Below are 23,005 nucleotides of genomic sequence, written 5' to 3' on the forward strand. Positions count from 1 at the left end.
ATTGCCAGTACCCTTTGGGCACCAAATTCTTCCCTCATGGAGGCGTGACTGTGAAGACGTCCAACCCGGTGCTGGCGGGGCTGGGCCAGGCAGCCGAGCGCGAACGCGCAGCCGGCCAGTCTGGCTACGCCCAGCCGTACCCGGCGGGCGCGGGAGCCTATCCGGCCGCACCGCCCGCGGTACGACCGATGTCGATCGACGACGTCGTCATCAAGACTGTCGCGCTCCTCGCACTCGTGGGCGTCTCGGCCACGGTCGCGTGGAACGCGATCCCTGACTCGATGGTGTTCCCGGCTCTGATCGTCTCCCTGATCGGCGGGCTGGGCCTGGGCCTGGTCATCTCGTTCATGCGGATGGCCCACCCGGCGCTGATCATCACGTACGCCGTGATCGAGGGCGTCTTCGTGGGCCTGGTCAGCGAGTTCTACGAGAACATCGCGGGCTACCGGGGCATCGTGCTCCAGGCCGTGGTCGCCACCTTCGGCGTGTTCTTCCTGATGGCCATGCTCTACAAGGCCAAGGTCATCCGGGCCACGCCGCGGTTCGTCAAGTTCATGGTGGCGGCGCTGGCCGGCGTCTTCGCGGTGATCATGATCAACCTGCTGCTGTCGCTGTTCGGCTTCAACACCGGCCTGCGTGACAACGGCGCGCTGGGCATCGGCTTCAGCCTCGTCTGCATCGTGATCGCGTCGCTCAGCTTCGTGCTCAGCTTCCACGAGGTCGAAGAGGGCGTCCGGATGGGCCTGCCCGAGCGTTACTCGTGGGTCGCCGCGTTCGGCATCCTGGTCAGCCTCATCTGGCTCTACCTCGAGGTGCTGCGCCTGCTGAGCTTCCTGCAAGGCGACGACTGACCCTTGGCCTAACGGAGCGCCCCCGACGTCGCAAGACGCGGGGGCGCTCCCATTTTCGGACGCTATGGTCGGAACCGGGGGTACGCCATGCAGAGTTCCAACCCGGTCCTGACCCATCTCGACGACACCGCCCGCACCGAGCGCCAGGTGCTCGGCCAGGCGCCGGCCACCGGCGCGATGACCGTCGACGACGTGGTCGTCCGCACGGTCGCCCTGCTCCTGCTGACCACGGCCGTCGCCGCGGTCTCGTGGTTCACCATCGAGAGCGGCCCGGCGCTGCGCTTCGGCATCATCGGCGGCTCGATCGCCAGCCTCGTCCTCGTGCTGGTGATCAGCTTCCGGCGGATCACCAACCCCGCGGTCATCAGCCTGTACGCGATCCTGCAAGGCGTGCTGCTCGGGGTGGCCAGCCGGGGGTTCGAGGAGCTCTACCCCGGCATCGTCATCCAGGCGGTGGTGGGCACCCTCGGCGTCTTCCTCGGCATGGGCCTGCTCTACCGGGCCAGGATCATCCGCGCCACGCCCCGGTTCACCCGGTTCGTGATCGGCGCGCTGATCGGGGTGGTCGTGCTCGGCTTCGCCAACCTGATCGTGTTCTGGGTCAGCGGCCGGCAGGGCCTGGAGGTCTACACCCAGTCCGGTCAGGTCGGGTGGGTGCCGTACGTCTTCGCGGTCGTCTGCATCGGCGTCGGCGCGCTCACCTTCATCCTCGACTTCAACGCCGTCGAGCAGGGCGTCCGGTACGGCCTGCCGCGCCGCTACGCCTGGTACTGCGCGTTCGGCATGCTGGTCGGCCTGATCTACCTCTACTGGCAGATCCTCCGCCTGCTGAGCTACATCCGGCGATAGGTTGTCGCTCGTGACGGATCAGGACCTTGGGCGCATCGTCGACCTGTTGACCCGGCAGGTCTCGCACTGGCAAGCGCCGCGGTGGGCGGCTCCCGCGGCGAACGGGGAGGGCACCCGGGGCGACGCGGTCTACCACCTGGTCCAGCGCCTCGCCGACCTCGCCGCCGACGTGGAAGGCCGGGTCCGCCAGGAGGTGCCGCGTCTCGACAACGACGCCTCACTCCCCGACCAGCTCCGCGTGGTCTCCGCCGACCTCATCGCCGCCGACCCGGCCCCGGAGATCCTGGTCGTCGCGGCCACCGACGTCGCCAACGTCCGCACCTTGCTCTAGGGCCTTTATCGTGGGTCAGGGTGGTGCGCCGGCGAGGTCGAGGCGGCGTCCGGGCGTGCGCGGAGGCCGGTCGGATACCGGTGTTGTATCTGGCCGGTCTCCGCGTGCGCCCGGACGCCGCCTGGATCCGGCGGCGTGCCGCCATGATCCACGATAAAGGCCCTAAGGCTTGCGGTAGCCGCCGGTCCACCACGAGGTGACCAGGTCGGCGTACGTGGTCGGCGCCTCTTCCCACGCGAAGTGCGCGGCGTCGATGATGTCGAGCTTGCTGTGCGGCAGGCGGTCGTGCAGGAACTCCGCGTTCGCCGTCGGCACCGCGCGGTCGTCCCGGCCCGCGATGATCTCGACGGGCGTCGTCAGGGTGCCGAGCTTGTCGCGGAGCACGGGCAGGTCCTCCGGGTAGGCCCGCGCATAGCTCATGGACTCGACGAACCTGTCTCCCTCGTACGACGAGAGGTAGTCCTCCCTGATCTTGCCCGGCAGGTCGTAGTCCTGGATGGTCCCCAGCGCCGCGTTGACGATCACGCGGCCGTCGACCGCGCGGTACTCGTCGACGCTCGGGCTCAGCACCCAGTCCCGCAGCGGCCCCTCCAGGGTGATCGGCACGCTGCTGGCCCCGCTTCCCACGACGAGGCTGCGCAGCCGGCCGGGGTGGTTGGCCGCCGCGAACAGCGCCGTGCCGGTGCCGACGTCGGGGCCGACCATGTGCGGCTGCTCGAGCTCGAACTCGTCGGCGACGCGCACCACGAAGTCGCCCATCGCGTGCGGTGACATCATCGCGTCGCGGCGCTGGGACCGGCCGAAGCCGGGCAGGTCGATCGCGACCAGGTGAGTGTCCTCGGCGAGGTGCGACCACATCTGGTCGAACGCGTAGACGCTCTCCGGCCACGGGCTGAGCAGCAGGGCGTCGGCGTCGCGCGGCGCGCTCTCGGCGTACCGGACGGAGAGCCCGTCGATCCGGCGGAACTGGGGTTTGATCTGCTGGGTTTTCGCCATTGACATCTCCTCCTCCCGCCGGACTTACCCGTAAATGCGGCTTTAACCCGTTTGGGCTACCCCGCGCTTGACACTACCTCGCAATGCGAAGTAGCTTCTCCACCGTGGACACCACCCAGCTGCTCAAGGGGGTGCTCGACCTCGCTGTGCTGGCCGTGCTCAAGGACGAGGACGGTTACGGCTACGACATCCTGCGCCGGTTGCGGACGGCCGGGCTCGACGAGGTCGGCGACGCCTCCGTCTACGGCACCCTGCGCCGGCTCTTCCAGGCCGGGCTCCTGACCACCTACGTCGTGCCGAGCGAGGAGGGGCCGCACCGCAAGTACTACGGCCTCAACGCCGCCGGTCGCGACCAGCTCAACCGCGCCGGCAAGACCTGGCGCACGTTCGCCTCCACGATGGACGGCCTGCTCGACGAACGGGGGGTGGCGGCATGAACGTCACGACAGAGCAGGAGGCTTATCTGGAGGCGGTTCGGCGCGCGCTCGCCGACCTCGACCCGGCTGTCCGCGACGAGCTTCTGGAGGACCTGCCGGAGCACTTCGCGGAGGTCGCCGCCGAGGGCGACGCCACGTTGGTCGAGCGGCTCGGGCCGCCCGAGGCGTACGCGGCCGAGCTTCGTACGGCCGCCGGTCTCGGCGTCGTGACCACGCCCACCGCCCGCGGCTTCGACGATCGGATCGCCGCTGTCGTGCGCCGGGCACGCGGCGTGGTCGGTGCGGCCGACCGCAAGACCGGCCCGCTGCTCGGCTACGGACGGGCCAGCGAGTTCCTCCGCATGCTGACGCCGGCCTGGTGGGTGCTCCGCGGATACCTGGCCGCGATGGCGATCACCTGGATGACCTCCAACGGCAACGAGGCCGGGCTGCTCCCTCGGCTCGGCGGCAGCACCCTGGCGGCCACGCTCCTGCTCGCGGTCTGCCTGGTGGGGTCGATCTGGCTCGGCCGCCGCGAGCCCACGCTCTCGTCGACGCCCCGGACCGGGCTCGCGATCGGCGGAGTGGCGCTGGTGCTCTTCGGCCTCGTCGTCTTCGACAAGGCCGACACGTACGGCGGCGGCTGGGACCAGCCCCAGAGCGTGTCAGGCAACCCGTACGAGTACATCCAGGACGTCTACGTCTACGACTCGAACGGCAACCCGCTGACCGACGTGAGCCTGTACGACCAGGGCGGCAACCCGATCCAGCTCGGCGATCCGTACCGCTGCCAGGAGGCGTTCTACCAGGCTCAGGCAGGCGCCCCGATGTATCCGTACTGCCCGAACCAGCGGCCCTACGTCGTCGCGCCGCGGGCCGGCCAGGTCGAGGAACCGCAGGCGGAGCCGACGGAGGTGGCGCCGACGGTCGACCCGAGCGAGACGCCGCCGCCGCCGACCACCACGCCGACGCCGACGCCGACGGGGACCAACTGAACATCATATCGATCCGCATCGAGGGCGACGCGGCGTGCACCGAGCGCGAAAAGCGAGGTGTATGCCACGTCGCTGTCGTCTTTCGTTCGCCCGTACGGCATGGCAAGGTTTTGGCACCGCTACCCGCGGACCGCATTTACGGCAGCCGACGATGTCTGACCCGACAGGAGGACGGCCCATGGGTACGAAGGTCAGTTTCCCGAGCCTTGGGGGCACCACCGACGGCTACCTCGCCGTGCCGGCCGGTGCCACCGCAGGCGCACCCGGCGTGATCGTGCTGCACGAGTGGTGGGGCCTCACCCCGCACATCACCGCGATCGCCGACCGCTTCGCCGAGGCAGGCTTCGTCGCCCTCGCGCCCGACCTCTACCGGGGCCGCTCGACGGCCGACCGGGAGACCGCACACCAGCTGGCCACCGACCTCTCGCGCGAGCGGGTCGCACACGACCTGACCGGCGCGGCCGAGTTCCTCGCGGCCCGCCCCGAGGTCGACGGCGAGATCGGCGCGGTCGGCTTCAGCATCGGCGGCAGCCTCGCCCTCTGGGCACCGACGCTCTCCGAGCGCATCACAGCCGGCGTCGGCTTCTACCCCTCGCTGCCCTGGGAGTGGGCCGCACCCGAGTGGTCCGGCTATGCCGGCAAGCACGCGGTGATCCACTGCACCGAGGAAGACGGCACCTCGGCCGCGCCAGCGATCACGTCGGCCGCGGACTCGATCGTGGCGGGCGGCGGCACCGTGAAGCTCTACGACTACCCCGGCAGCCGGCACTCGTTCTTCAACGACGACCACCCGGAGAGCTACGACCGGGTCGACGCGGTGACGGCCTGGGCACGCACCATCGAGACCGTACGGAGACTGGCGCCCACGGTGGTGTAAGAACAAGCGGTGGTGGTGCACTCCCCCGCCGAGGTCGTCGCGCGCGCGGCCGGCTCGGCCGACCTGTCCGCGCTGGACGCCGGCGTGGTCGACTGCTTCGCCTGCCCGCGCCTGGTCGCGTGGCGGGAAGAGGTGGCGGCGACCCGCCGGGCGGCGTTCCGTGACCAGGTCTACTGGGGACGGCCGGTGCCCGGTTTCGGCGCCGCTGACGCGCGCATCGCGATCCTCGGTCTGGCACCGGCCGCACACGGCGGCAACCGCACCGGCCGGATCTTCACCGGCGACCGCTCGGGGGACGTGCTGTTCGCCGCGCTGCACCGGGCGGGCCTGGCCAACCAGCCGACCAGCGTGTCCGCTGACGACGGGCTCGAACTGGACGACCTGCGGATCTTCGCGTCGGTGCGGTGCGCCCCTCCGGACAACAAGCCGACGCCGGTCGAGCGCGACACGTGCGCGCCCTGGCTCTGGCGCGAGCTCGAACTGATAAAACCGACTGTGCGCGTCGTGGTCGCGCTGGGTGCGTTCGCGTGGGCCGCATGGTGGCCGGCGATGAGCAGGGTGTACGGCGGCGCGCCGCCCAGTCCGCGCCCAGCGTTCGGTCATGGGGCACACTGGACGAGCCCGGACGGTGGAATTCCTCACCTGCTCGGGTGCTATCACGTCAGCCAGCAGAACACCTTCACCGGCCGGCTGACGCCCGCGATGCTCGACGACATCTTCGCTCGGGCCAAGGAGTTGGCCAGGGGGGCATAGGCATGGATCTCGCATCCCTGCGCCGCTGGTGGCCGCTCGCGCTGGTGGTCGGCCTGCTCGGCCTCGCCGCGCTGGCCGCCGGCCACTCGTCGCTGCAGATCGGCCAGGTCGAGGCCAAACCGGCGGCCGAACAGGCGCAAGGTGGGCAGGAGGACTTCAGCCAGCCGGTCCAGCCCTCTTTCCCACCCGAGGAGGAGGTCGCCGCGGCCGAGCCCCGCGAGCTTCCCGGCTGGCTCGCGCCGGCCGCCGGCATCCTCTGCGCGGCCGTCGTGCTCGTGGTCGTCGTGCTGGTGATCTGGATCCTGCTCCGCGACGGCCTGCGCCGGCTGCGCCGGCGCCCGGTGAAATACGCGGACCCGGCCGCACCGGCCCCCAACGCCGACCAGGTCGTCGCCGCCGTCGAAGCCGGCCTGACCGACCTGTCCGACACCGACGGCGATCCGCGCCGGGCGGTGATCGCCTGCTGGCTGCGGCTGGAGCAGGCGGCCGCCGCGGCCGGCACGCCCAAGCAGGTCGGCGACAGCCCCACCGACCTGGTCGCCCGGCTGCTGCATGCGCACCAGATCAGCGCCGACGTGCTGGCCGCGCTGGCCGACGTCTACCGCGAGGCGCGCTACGCCACCCACGCCGTCGACGACCGCATGCGCACCCAGGCCCGCTCGGCCCTCCAGCGGATCCGCACCGAGCTCATGGCAGGGGCGTCGGTATGACCCGCGCGGCTGACTACGACGACGATCTCGACGATCGCGTCGAGGACGAGACCCTGATCGACGACCTCTTCACGTTCGAGGAGGACGACGAGCCCGCGCGCCGGGGCGGCCGCTCCGGCACCGGCCTGCGCTGGTGGATCAAGGCGGCGTTCGTCGGGGCCGCGCTCGCGGCGGTCGCGATCTTCGGGCTGCGGGTGGCCGGCTACACGGTGCCGATCGTCGCGGTCGTCAGCGTCATCGTCGCCCTGATCGTGCTACGCCGGGTGACCAGCGCGCTCGTACCGCCCCAGCTGACCCGCCATCGCCGGCGCTCCTCGGTGGCGGCGACCGAGGACGGCTCGTACAACTTCAGCGAGCGCGACGCGCTTCGCACGGTGGTCGGCCGCTGGGAGCGCCTGCTGCAGCGGGCCGGCAGCGACGCCGGATCCGCCCGCGCCGTGCAGCGCACGCTCGCCGAGATCGTCGACGAGCGGCTGCGCCAGCGGCACGGCCTGACCCGTGCCGGCGAGCCGGACCGGGCGCGCGCGCTGCTCGGCGAACCGCTGTGGACCTATCTGGCCAAACCGCCCACCCGCAACCTGGCGCCGCGCGACGCGACGGCCTACGTCCAGTCATTGGAGAGGTTATGAAAGACCTGGTCCCGGTGCCCGTCTACGAGGTCGGCCGGATGGCGCGGGCGGTGCTCGACTCGGTCGGCAGCGTGGTGGTCGGCAAGCGTGACCCGCTCGAGCTCGTGCTGGCCGGCATCCTGGCCGGCGGGCACGTGCTCCTCGAAGACCTCCCCGGGCTGGGCAAGACGCTGACCGCGAGGTCGTTCGCGCAGGCGCTCGGGCTGGACTTCCGCCGGCTCCAGTTCACCCCTGACCTGCTGCCGGCCGACGTGACGGGCTCGTTCCTCTACGACCAGCGGCGCGCCGACTTCAGCTTCCGGGCCGGCCCGGTCTTCACCAACCTGCTGCTCGCCGACGAGATCAACCGGACACCGCCGAAGACCCAGTCGGCGCTGCTCGAGGCCATGCAGGAGAAGCAGGTCTCGGTCGAAGGTGTCACGTACCGGCTGGACCCGCCGTTCCACGTGCTCGCGACCGCCAACCCGATCGAGTACGAGGGCACCTACCCGCTGCCCGAGGCCCAGCTCGACCGGTTCCTGCTGCGGGTCTCGTTCGGCTACCCGAACCGCGACGAGGAGTGGGAGGTCCTCCAGCGCCGGATGTCCCGCCGGCAGGAGGAGGCCGAGCTCCAGCCCGTCGTCGACGCCGGCACGCTGCGCGGCATGCAGGCCGCGATCGAGGACGTCGCGGTCGAGGACTCGATCGGCCGCTACATCGTCAACCTGACCGCGGCGACCCGCGAGCACCCGTCGGTGCTGGTCGGTGCCTCGCCGCGTGGCTCCTTGGCGCTGCTGCTGCTGGCCCGCGCCAAGGCGGTCCTCGCCGGCCGCGACTACGTGGTGCCCGAGGACGTCAAGGAGGTGGCGGCGCCCGCGCTGGCCCACCGGATCACGCTGCGCCCCGAGATGTGGCTGCGCCGGGTCGACCCGTCGTTCGTCGTCGCCGAGGTGCTCGACCAGACGCCGGCCCCGGCCAGCGGCGCGCTGCCCAGCTACAACGCGATGACCGACACGAACCCCGGGGTCCGCCTCGCCGAGGTGCCGACGCCGTCTCGCCACGGGCAATGACTCTCCTTGAGGAACGGCCGGCGGTGCCCGAGGTGGTGGCGCCGGTCGAGGACGAGCAGGCCGAGCCGCAGTGGGTGCCGACCCGCGCGCTCGGGCGGGCGGTGCTGCTCACCGGCCTCATGCTGATCGCCGGTGTGCTGCTCGGCCGGGTCGACCTGGTGGTGCTGGCCGCGCCGTTCGCCATCGGCACCGCCTTCGCCCTGCGCCGCCGGCCGGGTGCGGTGCCTCGGATCCGGCTGGGCACGGACGACGCCCACCACGTCGAGGGCGCCTCGCTCACCGCAGGCGTGCAGGTGGTCAACCGCGACACCGTGGGTTATGACCTGGTCGTGGTACGTACCCTCGTCTCGCCCTGGCTCTCCGTCGAGAAGGCCGACCGCCCGCACGTCATCACGGTCGCCCGCGGCGGCTCCAAGGAGATCGAGCTCGACGGCGAGGCGTTGCGCTGGGGCCGGCACCCGCTCGGCCCGGCGTCCGCCCGGATCACCGCCTGCGACGGGCTGATCGCCGGACGCCCGGTGGTCAGCAGCGCCCGCAACGTCCGGGTCTACCCGTCGACCGAGCCGTTCGACGCCGACGAGGCGATGCCCCGCGCCGCCGGCCTGGTCGGCGGCCACCGCTCCCGGCGACCGGGCGAGGGCGGTGAGCTGGCCGGCGTGCGGATCTTCGGACCGGGTGACCGGCTGCGCCGCGTCGACTGGCGGGTCTCGCTGCGCACCGAGCGCCTGCACGTCGCCGCGACGCTGTCCGACCGGGACGCCGAGGTCGTGCTGCTGCTCGACGTGCTCAACGAGGCCGGCCGCTCCGGCGGGGCGAAGGGCTCCGCCTCGGTGATCGACATGACGGTCCGCTCGGCGGCCGCCATCGCCGAGCACTACCTGCACCGGGGCGACCGGGTCTCGCTGCTGGAGTACGGTCCGGTCGCGCGGCGGCTCCGCCCGGCCACGGGCCGCCGGCAGTATCTGACGGTGCTCGAGTGGCTGTTGGACGTGAAGGTCATTCCGGCCGAGTTCCAGCCGTACGACACGGTCTTCGGCTCCCAGGTGCTCTCGCACAACGCGCTCGTCGTCGTGCTGACCCCGCTGATCGACAACCGGTCCGCGGAGATGCTGGCCCGGCTGGCCCGATCCGGCCGCTACGTGGTCGCGGTCGACACGCTGCCTGAGCAGGCGGCGCCGCCGGTCCGCGGGCCGTGGACGGAGATCGCCCACCGGGTCTGGCGACTCGAACGGGACAACATGATCGACCAGCTTCGCGAGCACGGCGTGCCCGTGGTCGCCTGGGCGGGCGCCGGCAGCCTCGACACGGTGCTGCGCGACGTGGCCCGGCTGGCCTCGGCACCGAAGGCGGTGGGTCGATGATCGGGGCGCTCACGCAGAGGTTCCGGCGGCTGCACACGACCATCACCCGCGCCACGATGGTCCCACTGCTGATCCGCGTCGGCGGCTTCGCCGCGTTCCTGGCCGCGATGGGCTTCGCCTTCCCGCCCGCGCTGTTCTTCGGGCGTACCGTCGCAGCTCTGGTCCTGGTGGCCGCCCTCCCGGCGCTCGCGCCGCGCGGAGTGACCACCACGCTGCTCATCGTGGCGATCGTGGTCGGCTGGGTGATCGTGACCGCCGAGTCGGTCGAGGGCATCGAGCTTTGGCGCCTCCTGGGCCTGTCGACCTCGCTCTACCTGGCCCACTCCCTGGCCGCGCTGGCCGCGGTGCTGCCCAGCGACGCCCTGGTCGCGACCGAGGTCCTGGCCCGCTGGGTGGCCCGGGCGGCGGCGGTGGTGCTGGCCGCGGCGGTCTGCGGCGTGCTCCTGGTCTCGATCGCGGGCATCGGTGGCGACTCGTCGCTGACCCTGGCCGCGCTGGGCGGTCTGGTGGTCGCCGTCACAATCGCCGCTGTCCTGGGCTGGCTCGTCAAGCGCCGCGCCTGAACGTCATGCAGGTCACATGGTTGTCCTCCATCACAAATCGCCCTTCTGAGGCGGCGATCGCGGGGCGTTAAGAGGATCGTTGACGACGTGAGACCTCAACGGATTCTCGTGGTCGGTGCCGGGCACGTCGGGCTTTACGCGGCTCTTCGCATGTCGAAGAAGCTGCGTGCCCGCGAGGCCGAGGTGACCGTTGTCGATCCGAACCCGCACATGACGTACCAGCCGTTCCTCCCTGAGGCATCGGCGGGCAACATCTCCCCTCGGCACGCCGTCGTGCCGCTGCGGCGCGAGTTGCGCAACTGTCACATCGTCGCCGGGACCGTCACCGACGTCTCCCACGACCGCAAGGTCGCCACGGTGCAGCCGATCATCGGCCCGCCGCGCGAGATCGAGTACGACCACATCATCGTGGCGCCGGGCTCCGTCTCCCGTACCCTGCCGATCCCGGGTCTGCGCGAGCACGGCATCGGGTTCAAGACCATCGGCGAGGCCATCTACCTGCGCAACCACGTGCTCGACCAGCTCGACGTGGCTGCCGCGACCACCGACCCGGCCGTACGCGAGCGGGCGTTGACCTTCGTCTTCGTCGGCGGCGGCTACGCCGGCATCGAGGCCGTGGCCGAGATGGAGGACATGGCGCACGACGCGGTCAAGCGCTACTACCCGGAGCTGTCCACCGACGAGATGCACTGGGTGCTCGTCGAGGCGACCAACCGGGTGCTGCCCGAGGTCGACCGCGACATGGGCGCGTACACGGTGCAGGTGCTCCTCAAGCGCAAGCTCGACATCCGCCTCGGCACCCGCCTGGAGTCGTGCGTCGACGGCATCGTCAAGCTCTCCGACGGCGACAGCATGCCGGCCGACACGATCGTCTGGACCGCGGGCGTGAAGCCGTCGCCGATGCTCGACTTCGTCGACCTGCCGAAGGACCAGCGCGGCCGGCTCACGGCCAACGCCAGTCTCCAGATCGTCGACGGCGACGAGGTCGTCGAGGGCGCCTGGACCGCCGGCGACTGCGCCGCGGTGCCCGACCTCACCGGTCCGCCCGGGTCGTTCTGCTCCCCGAGCGCGCAGCACGCGGTGCGCCAGGCCAAGCAGCTCGCCGACAACATCCGCTCGGTGATCCGGGGCCGCAAGCCGAAGCAGTACAAGCACAAGCACGCCGGCAGCGTGGCCAGCCTCGGCCTGCACAAGGGCGTGGCCCAGGTCTACGGCATCAAGCTCACGGGCATCCTGGCGTGGCTGATGCACCGGGCGTACCACCTGAGCCGGATCCCGTCGACGAACCGCAAGGTGCGGGTCCTGATCGACTGGACGCTGGCCCTGTTCCTGCGCCGCGAGACGGTCTCCCTGGGTCAGCTGCACGACCCGAAGGAAGAGTTCACCGAGGTGACTCCGCACATTCCGGCGCCGCCAACCGAACGGGAACCGGCGATAGCCGGCCGCAGATGAGGCAGAGGGGCGCCCCTACCCGGGGGCGCCCCTCGTCGCTTCATAGGTGACACCGCTAAGCCGCTCCGACTCGGCCCAGAGACGCTCCTGGAGGGCGACGTCGCGGCTGGCCGGGGCGGCCGGCACCAGCACCGCGTCGCGCCCGGTGAACTCCCGCCATCCGCTCGGCCCGAAGTAGTCACCACCGGCGGCGTGCGCGTCGGTCGCCGCACGCAGGGACGGCAGCGCCGCCTGCCGCTCGTCTTGGATCAGCCAGGAGAACAGCCACTTCGTGCGCCGGCTGACCACGAACCGGAAATGCCAAGGGCTGTGCCGCATGAGTTCGGTGCGGGCGGCGCCCGGATGCGCGGCGACCGACCGGCCGGCGCTGCCCAACCGCCGCTGGAGAGCGAACGCGAAGAGCAGGTTGGCCAGCTTCGACTGGTTGTACGCGGCCTGCGGCACATAACCGCGGGTCGAATGCAGGTCGGCGAAGTCGATCCGCCCGCGCCAGTGGCCGGCACTGCTGACGGTGACCACCCGCGGGTCCGGGGCGGCGAGCAGGCGGTCGAGCAGCAACCCGGTCAGGGCGAAATGGCCGAGGTGGTTGACGCCGAACTGCAGCTCGAAGCCGTCCTCCGTGCGGCCGTAAGGCGGGATCATCACGCCCGCACTGTTGATCAACAGGTCCAGCCGGTCGTGCAGCTGGTGGAAGCGGTCCGCCGCGGTCGCGATCGAGGCGAGCGAGGCGAGGTCCAGGTGGAGCGGCTCGGCTACTCCGCCGGTTCGGCGGATCGCGGTCGCGACCCAGCCGGCCTTGGTCAGGTCACGGCAGCCCAGCACGACGGTCGCGCCGTGCTGAGCGAGCACCTCGGCGGTCACGCGCCCGATGCCGGTGTTGGCGCCGGTCACCAGCGCGACCTGGCCGCGGAGATCGCCGATGTCGTGGATCGTCCAGCTCATGACTCTCCCTCTATAATCGGGACGGGCATCCCGAATATACGGGATGAGCGTCCCGTTTAGGAAGGGGTCGAAACGTGCGTGCCGATGGCGTCCGGAACCGCCGCAGGGTGCTCGACGCGGCGATGGCGGCATTCGCGACGGACGGGCTCTCGATCCCGGTCGCCGAGGTGGCCCGCCGGGCCGGCGTGGGCACCGGCACGGTAAGCCGGCATTTCCCGACGAAGGAGTCGCTCTACGAGGCGATCGTCTCGACCCGGGTGGCGGAGATCGTCGGCCGCGCCGAGGAGCTCGCGGCCACGCACCCACCCGGGGAGGCGTTCTACGCCTTCCTGCGCTACATGGTCGACCAGGCGGCCGAGAACCGTGGGTTGGCCGAAGCGCTGGCCGGCGCCGGCTTCGACATCGAGGCGGCGGCCGCCAGCGGTGGCCACGATCTGGCCGGCACGGAGGCGGGCCTGCTGGCTCGCGCCCAAGAGGCCGGAGCGGTCCGTCCGGACGTGACCACCCCGGACGTCAAAGCGCTGATCGTGGGTTGCCTCGCCCGCGAGCAGACCGGCCCGGACGCGATCGCCCGAAACCGAATGGTCCAGATCGTGAGTGCGGGCCTGTTACGCGAGGCTGTACGCGATCCCGTCGAGGATGTCGTGCTCTGAGGCCACCACCGACGACATGCCGGCGCGCTCCATGATGATCCGCAGGACCAGGGCGCCGGCGCCGATCACGTCCGCGCGCCCGGGGTGCATGATCGGGTTTTCCAGGCGTTCCGCCGGTGTCTTCGACAGCAGGTCGGCGGTCACCTTCGCCACGTCGTCGTACGAGATGCGGGCGTGGTGGATCCGGGTCGGGTCGTAGCCCGGCAGGTCCAGGGCGATGCCGACCACCGTCGTGACCGAACCCGCGACCCCGACCAGCGTCGCCGCCTCCCGCCCCGGCACGGCCTCCAGCGCCCGGTCGACAGCCGCCGCGATGTCGGTCTCCGCCGCCGCCACCTCGGACGCCGTCGGTGGGGTGCTGTGCAGGTGCCGCTCGGTCATCCGGACGCAGCCGATGTCGACCGAGATCGCCGCAGACGGTCCGGCCGCCGACGAGCCCGTGACGAACTCCGTGGACCCGCCGCCGATGTCGACGATCAGGAACGGCGCCGGAGCGACCAAGCCACGCACGGCGCCCGTGTACGACAGGTGGGCCTCGGCGTCGCCGGTGACCACCTCGGGCGCCACGCCCAAGGTGGTCAGCACCATGTCGGTGAAGTCCGTGGCGTTGGCCGCGTCGCGGGACGCCGAGGTCGCGCACATCCGCACGCGGGAGGCGCCCAGCGCGCGAATCTGGGCCGTGTAGTCGGCCAGCGCCACCCGCGTCCGTTCGATCGCCTCCGGCGCCAGCCGGCCCGTCTGGTCGACGCCCTGGCCGAGCCGGACGATCTCCATCCGGCGGGTCACGTCGGTCAGGGTCCCATCGGCGCCCACGTCGGCGACGAGCAGGCGGATGGAGTTGGTCCCACAGTCGATCGCAGCTACCCGGGTCACAAGGTCGACACTACGAGAGATGCAACAACATCCGCGTGTTGCCCAGAGTGTTGGGTTTGACGCGTTCGAGGTCCAGGAACTCCGCGACACCTTCGTCGTACGAGCGCAGGAGCTGCTCGAACACCGCCTGCGGCACCGGCGCTCCGTCGATCTCCCGGAACCCGAACCGGCCGAAGAAGTCGGTCTCGAACGTGAGCACGAACACGCGGCGCACGCCGACCTCACGCGCGGCGGCCAGCAGCGCGGTCACCAGGTCGTGGCCGATCTTGCGGCCTTGGTGGGCCTGGTCGACCGCGACCGTGCGGATCTCGGCGAGGTCCTCCCACATCACGTGCAGCGCGCCGCACCCGACGACGGTGTCGCCGTCGACCGCGACCCAGAACTCCAGCACGTCCTCGTAGAGCGTGACCGTGGCCTTGCTGAGCAGCCGGCCGTCGGGGCTGAACGCGTCGATGAGTCCGCGGATCGCCCGCACGTCGCCGGTGCGGGCGCGCCGGATGACGACGTCGGCCATCAGTCGGCCACCTCGACGCAGGGGCCGCCCTCCCACCAGGGGCCGATCTGCTCCAGCGCCTCGTCGCCGAACGGGTTGACGCCGGGGCCGACGGCGAGCGCGTGCCCGACCAGCACGTGCAGGCACTTCACCCGGCCCGGCATGCCGCCGGCCGAGATGCCGTCGATCTCCTCGACGTGCGCGACCGCCTCGCGCCGCGCCAGATAGTCCTCGTGCGCGGCCCGGTAGCGGGCGGCGAGCTCCGGGTCCTCGGCGAGCCGGGCGGCCATCTCCTTCATCAGCCCGGCCGACTCCAACCGGCTGCACGCGGCCGTCATGCGAGGGCAGGTCAGGTAGAACAGCGTCGGGAACGGCGTGCCGTCGGCGAGCCGCGGCGTGGTCTCGACGACGGTGGGCAGGCTGCACGGGCAGCGGTGCGCAACCGCGCGGATCGCTCGCGGCGGCCGGCCGAGCTGGGCGCCGACGGCGGCACGGTCGCGTTCGGTGGCCTCTTCGCGCACCGGGGGCGGGGGGATCATCCTGCACTCTCCGCGTTGGCTGCTTCGACACTGGACCACAGCGTCCCGTACCAGGGATCGGGCTCGGGTGGCGTGGCTCCCGGCGGCGGGAGACCCGCGTCGCGAGCGGCGCCGTCCGGGTCGGAGAGCAGGATCAACAGCTCTTCGCCGGGGAGGACCATGAAGAACCGGCTCCTCGCCTGGGTCTTGATGTAGTTCGGGTCTTTCCACAGCGCGGCCTCGTCCTGCAGCCGCTTGATGGTCTCGCGTTGGGCGGCCTGGGCCGACTCCATCTCCGCGATGTCCGACTGCTGGTTGAGATAGACCCGGATCGGATACGTGTACGCCAGTGCCAGCGCGATCAGCACCGCCACCAGCACGGTGGCCCGGCCGGTCAGCCGGCGTGGCTGGGGCGCCGCGGTGCGGCGAGCGGTGCCGGCGGTGGCCCCCGGCGCGCCCCGGCGGGCGGCGGCCGGCCGGTTGGGCGAGCGTGGCGTGCCAGCCGAGCGCGCGGCCACGACGGTCTCGCGGCTGGACCTGGTGGTGCTGGCCCGGCCGGTTGCGGCACCGCGGCCGGCGCCGGTTGGGCGACGGGAGGGTCCCTGCCCGCTGGGCATGCGGCGCTGCGTCACTTCCCGACACCCCCTCCCCCGAGGTCCCGGCGTTCCGGGGCCTCCGCGGAGGCCCCGGACACACGCGGGGTCAGCTAGCCGAACGGTACCTCGGGAACGCCCCGGCACCCGCGTAGCGCGCCGCGTCCGCGAGTTCCTCTTCGATCCGGAGGAGCTGGTTGTATTTGGCAACCCGGTCGGAGCGGGCCGGCGCGCCGGTCTTGATCTGGCCGGAGCCGACCGCGACGGCCAGGTCGGCGATCGTGGTGTCCTCGGTCTCGCCGGAGCGGTGGCTCATCATCGTCGAGAAACCGGCCCGGTGCGCCAGGTCGACCGCGTCGAACGTCTCGGTCAGCGAGCCGATCTGGTTGACCTTGACGAGCACCGCGTTGGCGGAGCGCTCGGCGATGCCGCGGGCGATCCGCTGCGGGTTGGTGACGAACAGATCGTCGCCGACGATCTGCACCCGGTCACCGACGCGCGCGGTGAACGACGTCCAGCCGGCCCAGTCGTCCTCGGCCAGCGGGTCCTCGATCGACACGATCGGGTAGTCGGCGACGAGCTTCTCGTAGTACGCGCTCATCTCGTCGGCGCTGCGCTTCTCGCCCTCGAACGTGTAGACGCCGTCGGCGAAGAACTCGGTCGCGGCCACGTCGAGCGCGAGCACGATGTCGGTGCCCAGCCGGTAGCCGGCCTTCTCGACCGCCTCGGCGATCAGGTCCAGCGCGGCGGCGTTGGTCGGCAGGTTCGGCGCGAAGCCGCCCTCGTCGCCCAGGCCGGTGGACAGGCCCTTGGCCTTGAGCACGCTCTTGAGGGCGTGGTAGACCTCGGCGCCCGAGCGGACCGCCTCGCGGAAGGTCGGAGCGCCGATCGGCGCGATCATGAACTCCTGCACGTCGACGTTCGAGTCCGCGTGCGCGCCGCCGTTGAGGATGTTCATCATCGGCACCGGCAGCAGGTGCGCGTTCGGACCGCCCAGGTAGCGGAACAGGCTGAGCTCCGACGAACCGGCGGCGGCCTTCGCGACGGCCAGCGAGACGCCCAGGATGGCGTTGGCGCCGAGCTGCGACTTGTCGGGGGTGCCGTCGATGTCGAGCATCTTCTGGTCGATCAGCCGCTGCTCGCTGGCCTCGAAGCCCACGAGCTGGTCGACGATCCGGTCCTCGATGTTGGCGACGGCCTTCTCGACGCCCTTGCCGTTGTAACGGCCCTTGTCGCCGTCACGCAGCTCGATCGCCTCGAACGCACCCGTCGACGCGCCCGACGGCACCGCGGCCCGCGCGATCGTGCCGTCGTCGAGCCCGACCTCGACCTCGACGGTGGGGTTGCCGCGCGAGTCCAGGATCTCCCGGGCGACGATTCCCTCAATGGTGGCCACTGTTCAGACTCCTACCGTGTGTTGATGGTCGTGGTCTCGCGGCCGCGACGCTGCGTCCCCGTGAAAGCGTCGCCGCTGCGACGCGAAGTCCCCGCAAGCAGCGTATCGGGCGCTACTCTCGGCTCCGTGAGCCGGTTCGTGCCTGACGCCGTCGCCACGGCGCCGCCCAGCCCATCCGACCACTGCGTGCTCGTCGCAGGTCGCCGGCTGTTGACCCCGTTCCCCCGCCGCGGCGACCTCGACGCGCTCCCCGACGACGTGGCCTGGGTGCCGCTCGGCGCGCTCGACGGGGTCCGGGTCTGGGCCGCCGGCCTGCCCGAGCGGATCGACACCCTCGGCCGCTGGCGGGGCTGGCCCGCGGTCGCGGCGACGCTCGACGAGCCGCTCGCCGCGCTGGCCGGCCGAGCGTTACAGATCGTCACCTGGCGGCACAGCCACCGGTACTGCGGCGCCTGCGCGACGGAGCTGACCGACGTGCCGGGCGAGCATGCCCGCCGCTGCCCCGGTTGCGATCTGTACGTCCCGATGCAGCTATCCCCCGCCGTGTTGACCGCGATCCGCCGCGGTGACGAGATCCTGCTGGTCAAGCACACGTACGGGCCGAAAGAGCTGTGGGCGCTGGTCGCGGGCTTCGTCGAGGCCGGCGAGTCGCTGGAGGAGGCGGTGCACCGCGAGGTCGGCGAGGAGGTCGGCCTGACGGTCTCCGGCCTGCGCTACTTCGGCAGCCAGCCGTGGGCGATGTCGGGGCCGGGCGTGGTGCTGACCGGATTCCTGGCCACGGCGGCTCCCGACGCGGAGCCGGTCGTCGACGGCAAGGAACTGGCCGAGGCCCGCTGGTGGCCATTGAACGCCCTGCCCGACGCGCTGCCGCCGGCCTACTCGATCTCGCGCTGGCTGATCGACGCGGCCGTGGCCGAGTCGGCCCGGTAGACCACGCGAAACCGTTGGGCGACGATCAGCGTGTCGTCGTCGACGGTGAAGTCGGGGTCGCCCAGCTCCGCGCGCACCTCCGGGCTGTGCCAGAACTCCTCGTGCCCCGCCCGCCAGTCGGCCACCGAGGCGTAGCCCTCGCCCTCGTCGTACGCGTGCTGGAGGTCGACGTCGCCGACGCGGACCTCGCGCACCTCGGTCAGCTCGATGGCCGCGACCCGCCGGCCGTCGGAGTCGACCACGGCCTCGACCAGGCCCACCACGGGCAGCGGCTCGTCGACGTAGCCGGCCCGCAGCGCCGAGGTGCTCGTCTTGGTGCCGCTCAGGATCGCGGCGACGAGCTTGTCGCGCAGCGGGCCGGGGAAGCCGAACTCGGCCGTGGGCAGGTCGTCGAGGTTCACAGGCGGGGCTCCAGACCGAGCAGGAGGGGCAGGTGGCGCGGCGGCGGGGAGCCGTGCGCGATCATCGCGTCGTGCCAGGCCCGCGTCGAGGTGCCGGCCGGGCGGCGCAGGGCGGTGTCCAGGATCTCCTGGTAGCCGACGAAGTACGTGGACAGCTGCGTCGACGTGAGCAGGGCGCGGCGCCACTTGCCGGCCGCCTCGCCCTCCTCCTGGAAGCCGGGGCCGGTCATCAGCGCCATCGCCTCGTCCTCGGTCATGCCGTCGCAGTGCACGGCCTGGTCGAGGATCGCGTTGATGGTCATCCGGAGCTGCATCTTGAGCTGCTGAAGCCGGATCGGCAGGCCGCCGAAGCGCAGGCCGGTCATCAGCTCCTCGGCGTAGACCGCCCAGCCCTCCGCGAACGGGCCGGAGACGCCGAGCTTGCGCACCCGGGTGGTGCCCTGGAACCGGCGCGAGTGGGCGAGCTGGAGGTAGTGCCCCGGCATCGCCTCGTGCACGGTCAGGTTGCGGATCATGTGGTTGTTGTACTCGCGGTAGAACGACTCCACGCGCTCCGGCGACCAGTCGGCGGGGGTCGGCGAGATGCAGTAGAACGTCGGCAGCTCGGCGGTCTCGAGCTGGCCCGGCGAGTCGCAGTAGGCGACGGCGACGCCGCGGGCGAACTCCGGCATCTCCTGGATCACACAGGGGTCGTCGACGAGCGTGACCAGGTCGTGTTCGCGTACGAAGTCAGTGGTCTCGACCATCGTCGCCTTCGCCAGGTCGACGATCGTGTCGTTGTCGGGGTGCTCCGCGCCGAGCCGCCCGAGCGCCTCCCGCACGGTCTCGTCGGTCGCCGGCCCACCGGTCATCTCGGCGGCCGCGCGGCGCAGGTCCGCACCGACCCGCTCGAGGTTCTCCCGCGCCCGCTCGAGCACCTGGCCGGCGGTGAGCTCGGTGTCGAGGGTGTGCCAGAGCCGCGCCTCCCAGAGCCGGCGACCGAGCCGGGGATCACGCTCGGCGGTCGGCAACTGAGCCCGCAGCCAGTCGACGAACCCGTCCAAGGCGGCGACCGCGGCATCGGCGGCCGGCTCCACGGTGGACCGCATCGGCGGCGCCTGCTCCAGCATCGCCGGCACCTCGTCGCGCACCAGCGCGGCCGCGCCGGCGAACTGCCCGATCGCGGTCTCGACGTGGATCCGCGGCAGGTCCGTGAGCACGGCACGCGCGGTGGCCAGGGCGTCCGGCACCGCTTCGAGCCGCTGCGTCAGGCTTTCGAGGCGCACGTCGACCGGCGCGAACGGACGCGCGATCAGCTCGTGGATCAGGTCGCCCGGGTTGTGCACGAGCGGGTTCCACTCGTGCTCGCGTACCTCCGACAGCTCGAACATGCCGCGCTCGACCCGGGCGGTCAGGATCGCGTGGTCGACCTGCTCCTGAGTGTCGAGCGCGTCGCTGTCGACCTCGGCGAGCGCACCGCTGGCGTCGCGCAGCATGGCGAACCGCGCCTGGACCGCGTCGGCCGACAGATTGGGCAGCTCACCGTCGAGGCGATGGTCACCGGCCGACGCGGCGAGGTGCGGGTCACTGTCGAGAAGCGCGTCGACAATCCGCTCGGCAAGAGGCACGAACTCGGGCATGCGCTCCAACCTAGACGTTGACTTCCTTCCCCGCTTGAAGGCAGGGATTACCGTTACGGGAGCGCGTACGCGCAGCGAGCCGTTCCGATGGTTGGCGCTTCGCAGACCGGCTGTCGCCGAGGTCTCCACGCCCTGTGACCGCCAGCCCGGCGGCAAGAACGTTCTTCGCCGCGTTCACATCAGCGTGCGCCCGGTGCCCGCAGGCGACGCACAGAAAGAGGGCTTGGCTATCGCGGCTCTCTCTGGCGACATGCTTGCAGGCATTGCAGGTCTGCGATGTGAACGCAGGATTGACTTTGACGACGGTTGCGCCGTGCTGCCGAGCGGCGTGTTCAAGCCGCAGCAGGAAGCCACCCCAGCCCTTCGCGAGAATGGCTCTGTTCAGACCGGCCTTCTGCCGGACATTGCGGCCGGGCTGCTCGGGGGATCCTTTGGCGCTCGTGGTCATTTGCTGTATCCGCAGGGCCTCGACCGTGACCATGCCATGCGAACGAACCAACCGAACTGCGCTCTGGGCGGCAAAGTCGATCCGCCGTGCCCTGATACGCGCGTTGAGCCGGGCGAGTTGTCCGCGAACCGATTCCCGACGCTTAGATCGCGTGTTGCGGCCGCAGGACCGCAGTGACCGGGATAGCCGTTGCTGCAACCGCTGCAGGCGCGCCATCTCGTCGGGCGTCGCGAAAACACGGTTGAACGTCTCCCCATCCGACGTCGCCACCGCGATCACAACACCCAAATCGACACCGACCGGCGGCTTTCCGTTCGGGGCAACCTCGGCCGCGCCGTCCTCTACGCAGAACGAGATGTACCAGCGGCCACCCTCACGGGACACAGTCGCGTTGCGGATCGTGCCGCCGAGCGGACGACTCCAACGGAATCGCACCGGCCCGAGCTTCGGCAACCGAACCTGACCCCATCGGCGGTTGATTCGGCGCACCCTCATATGACTTGGATCAGGGAACCGGAACGATGGGGCTGAACGCGTCTTGGACCGCCACCGCACCTTCCACGTTCCGTGGGTCCTACAAGCCCGGTCCAGGTCGCGCAGCGTCTGTTGGAGCGTGTGCGACGGGGCCTCCCTCAGCCACTCGCACGCCGGGTCCTTCTTCGCATCGGCCATCTGACGAGCCTGTTCATGTATCCCACAAACGCGCCGCGCCGCCGGTACTCTCGGCGCTGCTCCAGTGCGGTGTTCCAAACGGCACGGCACACCGCGCCGAACCGCTCGGCATTGTCCTGCTGTTCGGCGGTTAGGGCCAGGAGGTAGCGGCGGCCGGTCAGCATTACGCGACCTTCCCCTTGCCTACGTAGGGTCACCGGTACCCTACATCGGCGTGCCCCTATTTCCTGCGCGACAGGCTCGACACACGAGTAGTCAGATGAGCTCGCTCAGCCGGTAAACGCTCGCGGCGATGCGGTCCGGTGGCTGGCTCGCGTAGCCGATGACCAGTCCCGGTGGGCCGCCCGGTGCGAGTCGCGTCGCGCTCAGTGGCACCGGGCCGAGGCCTGCCGCGTGGGCCTTTGCCGCCAGGGCGGCGTCGTCGGTGCCCGGCGGCAGTTCGACGACCAGGTGCAGGCCGGCGGCGACTCCGTGCACCCGACACTGCGGCAGGTAGGTGGCGAGCGCGGCGACCAGCGCGTCGCGGCGCCCGCGGTACGCGCGGCGGGCGTGCCGCAGGTGGCGGTCGTAGCCGCCGGTCGCGAGCAGGTCCGCGAAGGCGAGTTGCTCCAGCGCCGGTCCACCGTGGTCGGCCGCGTCCTTGGCGGCGTGCACCGCACGGCGGCGGTCCCGCGGCGGGCAGAGCCAACCCAGCCGCAGTGCCGGTGCCAGCGCCTTGCTGGCCGAGCCGAGGTGCGCGACCACGTCCGGCGCGAGTCCCTGCAGGCAGCCGACCGGGTCGCGGTCGTAGCGGAACTCGGCGTCGTAGTCGTCCTCGACGACGAGGCCGCCCGTCTCCCGCGCCCAGGCGATCAGCTCCGCGCGGCGGTGCGGGGCCAGCACGACCCCGGTCGGGTACTGGTGGGCCGGGGTGACCATGACGGCCTGGACGTCACTGGACCGCAGCACCGACACGTCGAGGCCGTCCTCGTCGACCGGGATCGGCACCAGCCGCAACCCGTGCGACGTCATATGGTCCCGGATGCTCGGGCTGCCCGGGTCCTCGACGCCGAACCGGTCGGCGCCCGCCAGGCGCAGGTGGTGCGCGATCAACGCGAAGGCCTGCGCGGCGCCGGTGGTGACGACGACGTCGTCGGCGGTGACCCGGGCGGCGCGGACCCGGCCCAGGTAGTCGGCCAACGTCTGGCGGACCTGTGGCGAGCCCGTGGCGTCGGTGTATCCGAGGTCGGAAGCGGTCGCGGTGGTCAGCACCCGCTCGTACGCGCGGCGCCAGGCGGCGCGCGGAAACCCGGCCAGGTCCGGTGTCCCCGGGCGCAGGTCGATCGGCAGGCTTTGCTCTGCACCCACCGACGCACCACCCCGGTCGACGAGTGGTGCGTCGGTGGGTGCAGAGCAAGCGACAGTAGTTCCCGAGCCTTGCTGCGAGATCAGTCGGCCTTCGGCGACCAGCTGCTCGAAGGCCGTGACCACCACTCCGCGGGACACCCGTAGGTCCGTGGCCAGTTGGCGCGTGGACGGCAGCCGCGCACCGGGCGCGAGCCGGCCGTCCGCGATCGCGGCCCGCAGGGCGGCGGTGAGCTGCTCGCCGAGCCTTGGTCGGGACCGGTCGAGGTCTAGCAACGCGTCCATGTGGTC

27 protein-coding genes are annotated in these 23,005 nt (G+C 71.4%); 15 read left to right on the plus strand and 12 right to left on the minus strand.

The features are described 5' to 3' along the window. The first annotated feature begins 50 nt into the window (after nucleotides 1–50). From AB0J88_RS11660 to AB0J88_RS11670, 3 genes are all read left to right on the plus strand, one after another. Nucleotides 51–851, plus strand: coding sequence for a Bax inhibitor-1/YccA family protein (locus tag AB0J88_RS11660; RefSeq protein ID WP_364346133.1), 801 nt, complete (start codon nucleotides 51–53; stop codon nucleotides 849–851). An 87-nt stretch (nucleotides 852–938) separates the two neighbouring features. Beyond that, nucleotides 939–1,700 carry a Bax inhibitor-1/YccA family protein gene (locus AB0J88_RS11665; RefSeq protein ID WP_364345866.1) on the plus strand — a complete coding sequence of 254 codons (762 nt, stop codon included), beginning with the start codon at nucleotides 939–941 and terminating at the stop codon, nucleotides 1,698–1,700. Between the two features lie 10 nt (nucleotides 1,701–1,710). Continuing rightward, nucleotides 1,711–2,031: a hypothetical protein gene (locus AB0J88_RS11670; protein ID WP_364345864.1), complete on the plus strand. Its 321-nt coding sequence runs from the start codon at nucleotides 1,711–1,713 to the stop codon at nucleotides 2,029–2,031. Nucleotides 2,032–2,193: 162 nt separating this feature from the next. Here the strand turns inward: AB0J88_RS11670 and AB0J88_RS11675 are convergent, their stop codons facing one another. Then, nucleotides 2,194–3,027 carry an alpha/beta hydrolase gene (locus AB0J88_RS11675; RefSeq protein ID WP_364345862.1) on the minus strand — a complete coding sequence of 278 codons (834 nt, stop codon included), beginning with the start codon at nucleotides 3,025–3,027 and terminating at the stop codon, nucleotides 2,194–2,196. A gap of 104 nt (nucleotides 3,028–3,131) precedes the next feature. On the opposite strand from AB0J88_RS11675, the gene AB0J88_RS11680 reads away from it, so the two are divergent. The 10 genes from AB0J88_RS11680 (at nucleotide 3,132) to AB0J88_RS11725 (ending at nucleotide 11,832) form a co-directional block, all read left to right on the plus strand. Further along, entirely contained in the window at nucleotides 3,132–3,464 is a 333-nt protein-coding gene (locus AB0J88_RS11680; protein ID WP_090788273.1) for a PadR family transcriptional regulator, read from the plus strand. Then, the gene (locus AB0J88_RS11685) at nucleotides 3,461–4,438 is read left to right on the plus strand and encodes a hypothetical protein (protein WP_364345860.1); all 978 of its coding nucleotides are present in this window, start codon (nucleotides 3,461–3,463) and stop codon (nucleotides 4,436–4,438) included. Before AB0J88_RS11680 ends, AB0J88_RS11685 begins: the two co-directional genes overlap by 4 nt. Nucleotides 4,439–4,616: 178 nt before the next feature. Then, nucleotides 4,617–5,315 carry a dienelactone hydrolase family protein gene (locus AB0J88_RS11690; RefSeq protein ID WP_364345858.1) on the plus strand — a complete coding sequence of 233 codons (699 nt, stop codon included), beginning with the start codon at nucleotides 4,617–4,619 and terminating at the stop codon, nucleotides 5,313–5,315. Nucleotides 5,316–5,324: 9 nt separating this feature from the next. Continuing rightward, nucleotides 5,325–6,068, plus strand: coding sequence for a uracil-DNA glycosylase (locus tag AB0J88_RS11695; protein WP_364345856.1), 744 nt, complete (start codon nucleotides 5,325–5,327; stop codon nucleotides 6,066–6,068). Nucleotides 6,069–6,070: 2 nt separating this feature from the next. Continuing rightward, nucleotides 6,071–6,778: a DUF4129 domain-containing protein gene (locus tag AB0J88_RS11700; protein WP_364345854.1), complete on the plus strand. Its 708-nt coding sequence runs from the start codon at nucleotides 6,071–6,073 to the stop codon at nucleotides 6,776–6,778. Further along, a complete protein-coding gene (locus AB0J88_RS11705) occupies nucleotides 6,775–7,407 on the plus strand; it encodes a hypothetical protein (protein WP_364345852.1) in 633 nt (210 codons plus the stop codon). Before AB0J88_RS11700 ends, AB0J88_RS11705 begins: the two co-directional genes overlap by 4 nt. Next, a complete protein-coding gene (locus tag AB0J88_RS11710; RefSeq protein WP_364345850.1) occupies nucleotides 7,404–8,456 on the plus strand; it encodes a MoxR family ATPase in 1,053 nt (350 codons plus the stop codon). Before AB0J88_RS11705 ends, AB0J88_RS11710 begins: the two co-directional genes overlap by 4 nt. Further along, complete coding sequence (locus tag AB0J88_RS11715; protein ID WP_364345848.1) at nucleotides 8,453–9,817, plus strand: DUF58 domain-containing protein; 1,365 nt, start codon at nucleotides 8,453–8,455, stop codon at nucleotides 9,815–9,817. Before AB0J88_RS11710 ends, AB0J88_RS11715 begins: the two co-directional genes overlap by 4 nt. Beyond that, on the plus strand, nucleotides 9,814–10,380 hold the full coding sequence (locus AB0J88_RS11720) for a hypothetical protein (RefSeq protein ID WP_364345846.1): 567 nt from the start codon (nucleotides 9,814–9,816) through the stop codon (nucleotides 10,378–10,380). Before AB0J88_RS11715 ends, AB0J88_RS11720 begins: the two co-directional genes overlap by 4 nt. Nucleotides 10,381–10,467: 87 nt before the next feature. Continuing rightward, nucleotides 10,468–11,832, plus strand: a complete 1,365-nt coding sequence (locus AB0J88_RS11725; RefSeq protein WP_364345844.1) for an NAD(P)/FAD-dependent oxidoreductase — start codon at nucleotides 10,468–10,470, stop codon at nucleotides 11,830–11,832. A gap of 15 nt (nucleotides 11,833–11,847) precedes the next feature. Here AB0J88_RS11725 and AB0J88_RS11730 read toward each other — a convergent pair whose 3' ends face one another. Beyond that, nucleotides 11,848–12,774, minus strand: coding sequence for an oxidoreductase (locus AB0J88_RS11730; protein WP_364345842.1), 927 nt, complete (start codon nucleotides 12,772–12,774; stop codon nucleotides 11,848–11,850). 74 nt (nucleotides 12,775–12,848) lie between these two features. On the opposite strand from AB0J88_RS11730, the gene AB0J88_RS11735 reads away from it, so the two are divergent. Then, on the plus strand, nucleotides 12,849–13,427 hold the full coding sequence (locus AB0J88_RS11735; protein WP_364345840.1) for a TetR/AcrR family transcriptional regulator: 579 nt from the start codon (nucleotides 12,849–12,851) through the stop codon (nucleotides 13,425–13,427). Here AB0J88_RS11735 and AB0J88_RS11740 read toward each other — a convergent pair. From AB0J88_RS11740 to eno, 5 genes are all read right to left on the minus strand, one after another. Next, nucleotides 13,383–14,300 carry a Ppx/GppA phosphatase family protein gene (locus AB0J88_RS11740; protein ID WP_364345838.1) on the minus strand — a complete coding sequence of 306 codons (918 nt, stop codon included), beginning with the start codon at nucleotides 14,298–14,300 and terminating at the stop codon, nucleotides 13,383–13,385. The two genes, AB0J88_RS11735 and AB0J88_RS11740, sit on opposite strands and share 45 nt — an antisense overlap. Nucleotides 14,301–14,310: 10 nt before the next feature. Beyond that, complete coding sequence (locus tag AB0J88_RS11745) at nucleotides 14,311–14,814, minus strand: amino-acid N-acetyltransferase (RefSeq protein ID WP_364345836.1); 504 nt, start codon at nucleotides 14,812–14,814, stop codon at nucleotides 14,311–14,313. After that, nucleotides 14,814–15,332, minus strand: a complete 519-nt coding sequence (locus AB0J88_RS11750; RefSeq protein WP_364345834.1) for a DUF501 domain-containing protein — start codon at nucleotides 15,330–15,332, stop codon at nucleotides 14,814–14,816. The genes AB0J88_RS11745 and AB0J88_RS11750 overlap by 1 nt, the downstream gene beginning before the upstream one ends. Continuing rightward, nucleotides 15,329–15,943 carry a septum formation initiator family protein gene (locus tag AB0J88_RS11755; RefSeq protein WP_364345832.1) on the minus strand — a complete coding sequence of 205 codons (615 nt, stop codon included), beginning with the start codon at nucleotides 15,941–15,943 and terminating at the stop codon, nucleotides 15,329–15,331. The genes AB0J88_RS11750 and AB0J88_RS11755 overlap by 4 nt, the downstream gene beginning before the upstream one ends. A gap of 70 nt (nucleotides 15,944–16,013) precedes the next feature. Continuing rightward, nucleotides 16,014–17,300, minus strand: coding sequence for a phosphopyruvate hydratase (eno, locus tag AB0J88_RS11760; RefSeq protein WP_364345830.1), 1,287 nt, complete (start codon nucleotides 17,298–17,300; stop codon nucleotides 16,014–16,016). Between the two features lie 126 nt (nucleotides 17,301–17,426). Between eno and nudC the strand changes: the two genes are divergently transcribed. Further along, nucleotides 17,427–18,230, plus strand: a complete 804-nt coding sequence (nudC, locus tag AB0J88_RS11765) for an NAD(+) diphosphatase (RefSeq protein WP_364345828.1) — start codon at nucleotides 17,427–17,429, stop codon at nucleotides 18,228–18,230. On the opposite strand, the gene AB0J88_RS11770 is transcribed toward nudC, so the two are convergent. The 5 genes from AB0J88_RS11770 to AB0J88_RS11790 all read right to left on the minus strand — a co-directional run bounded on the left by AB0J88_RS11770 (nucleotide 18,176) and on the right by AB0J88_RS11790 (nucleotide 22,999). Beyond that, nucleotides 18,176–18,631: an ASCH domain-containing protein gene (locus tag AB0J88_RS11770; RefSeq protein WP_364345826.1), complete on the minus strand. Its 456-nt coding sequence runs from the start codon at nucleotides 18,629–18,631 to the stop codon at nucleotides 18,176–18,178. The genes nudC and AB0J88_RS11770 overlap by 55 nt on opposite strands. Then, entirely contained in the window at nucleotides 18,628–20,250 is a 1,623-nt protein-coding gene (locus AB0J88_RS11775) for a DUF885 domain-containing protein (protein ID WP_364345824.1), read from the minus strand. Before AB0J88_RS11775 ends, AB0J88_RS11770 begins: the two co-directional genes overlap by 4 nt. 10 nt (nucleotides 20,251–20,260) lie before the next feature. Next, a complete protein-coding gene (locus tag AB0J88_RS11780) occupies nucleotides 20,261–21,370 on the minus strand; it encodes a transposase (protein ID WP_364345822.1) in 1,110 nt (369 codons plus the stop codon). Further along, entirely contained in the window at nucleotides 21,331–21,534 is a 204-nt protein-coding gene (locus tag AB0J88_RS11785; protein WP_364345820.1) for a helix-turn-helix domain-containing protein, read from the minus strand. Before AB0J88_RS11785 ends, AB0J88_RS11780 begins: the two co-directional genes overlap by 40 nt. A gap of 91 nt (nucleotides 21,535–21,625) precedes the next feature. Then, a complete protein-coding gene (locus AB0J88_RS11790) occupies nucleotides 21,626–22,999 on the minus strand; it encodes a PLP-dependent aminotransferase family protein (protein ID WP_364345818.1) in 1,374 nt (457 codons plus the stop codon). Nucleotides 23,000–23,005 lie beyond the last annotated feature (6 nt).

This window comes from Asanoa sp. NPDC049475, from assembly GCF_040676915.1.
In the GTDB taxonomy this organism is placed as follows: Bacteria; Actinomycetota; Actinomycetes; order Mycobacteriales; family Micromonosporaceae; genus Asanoa.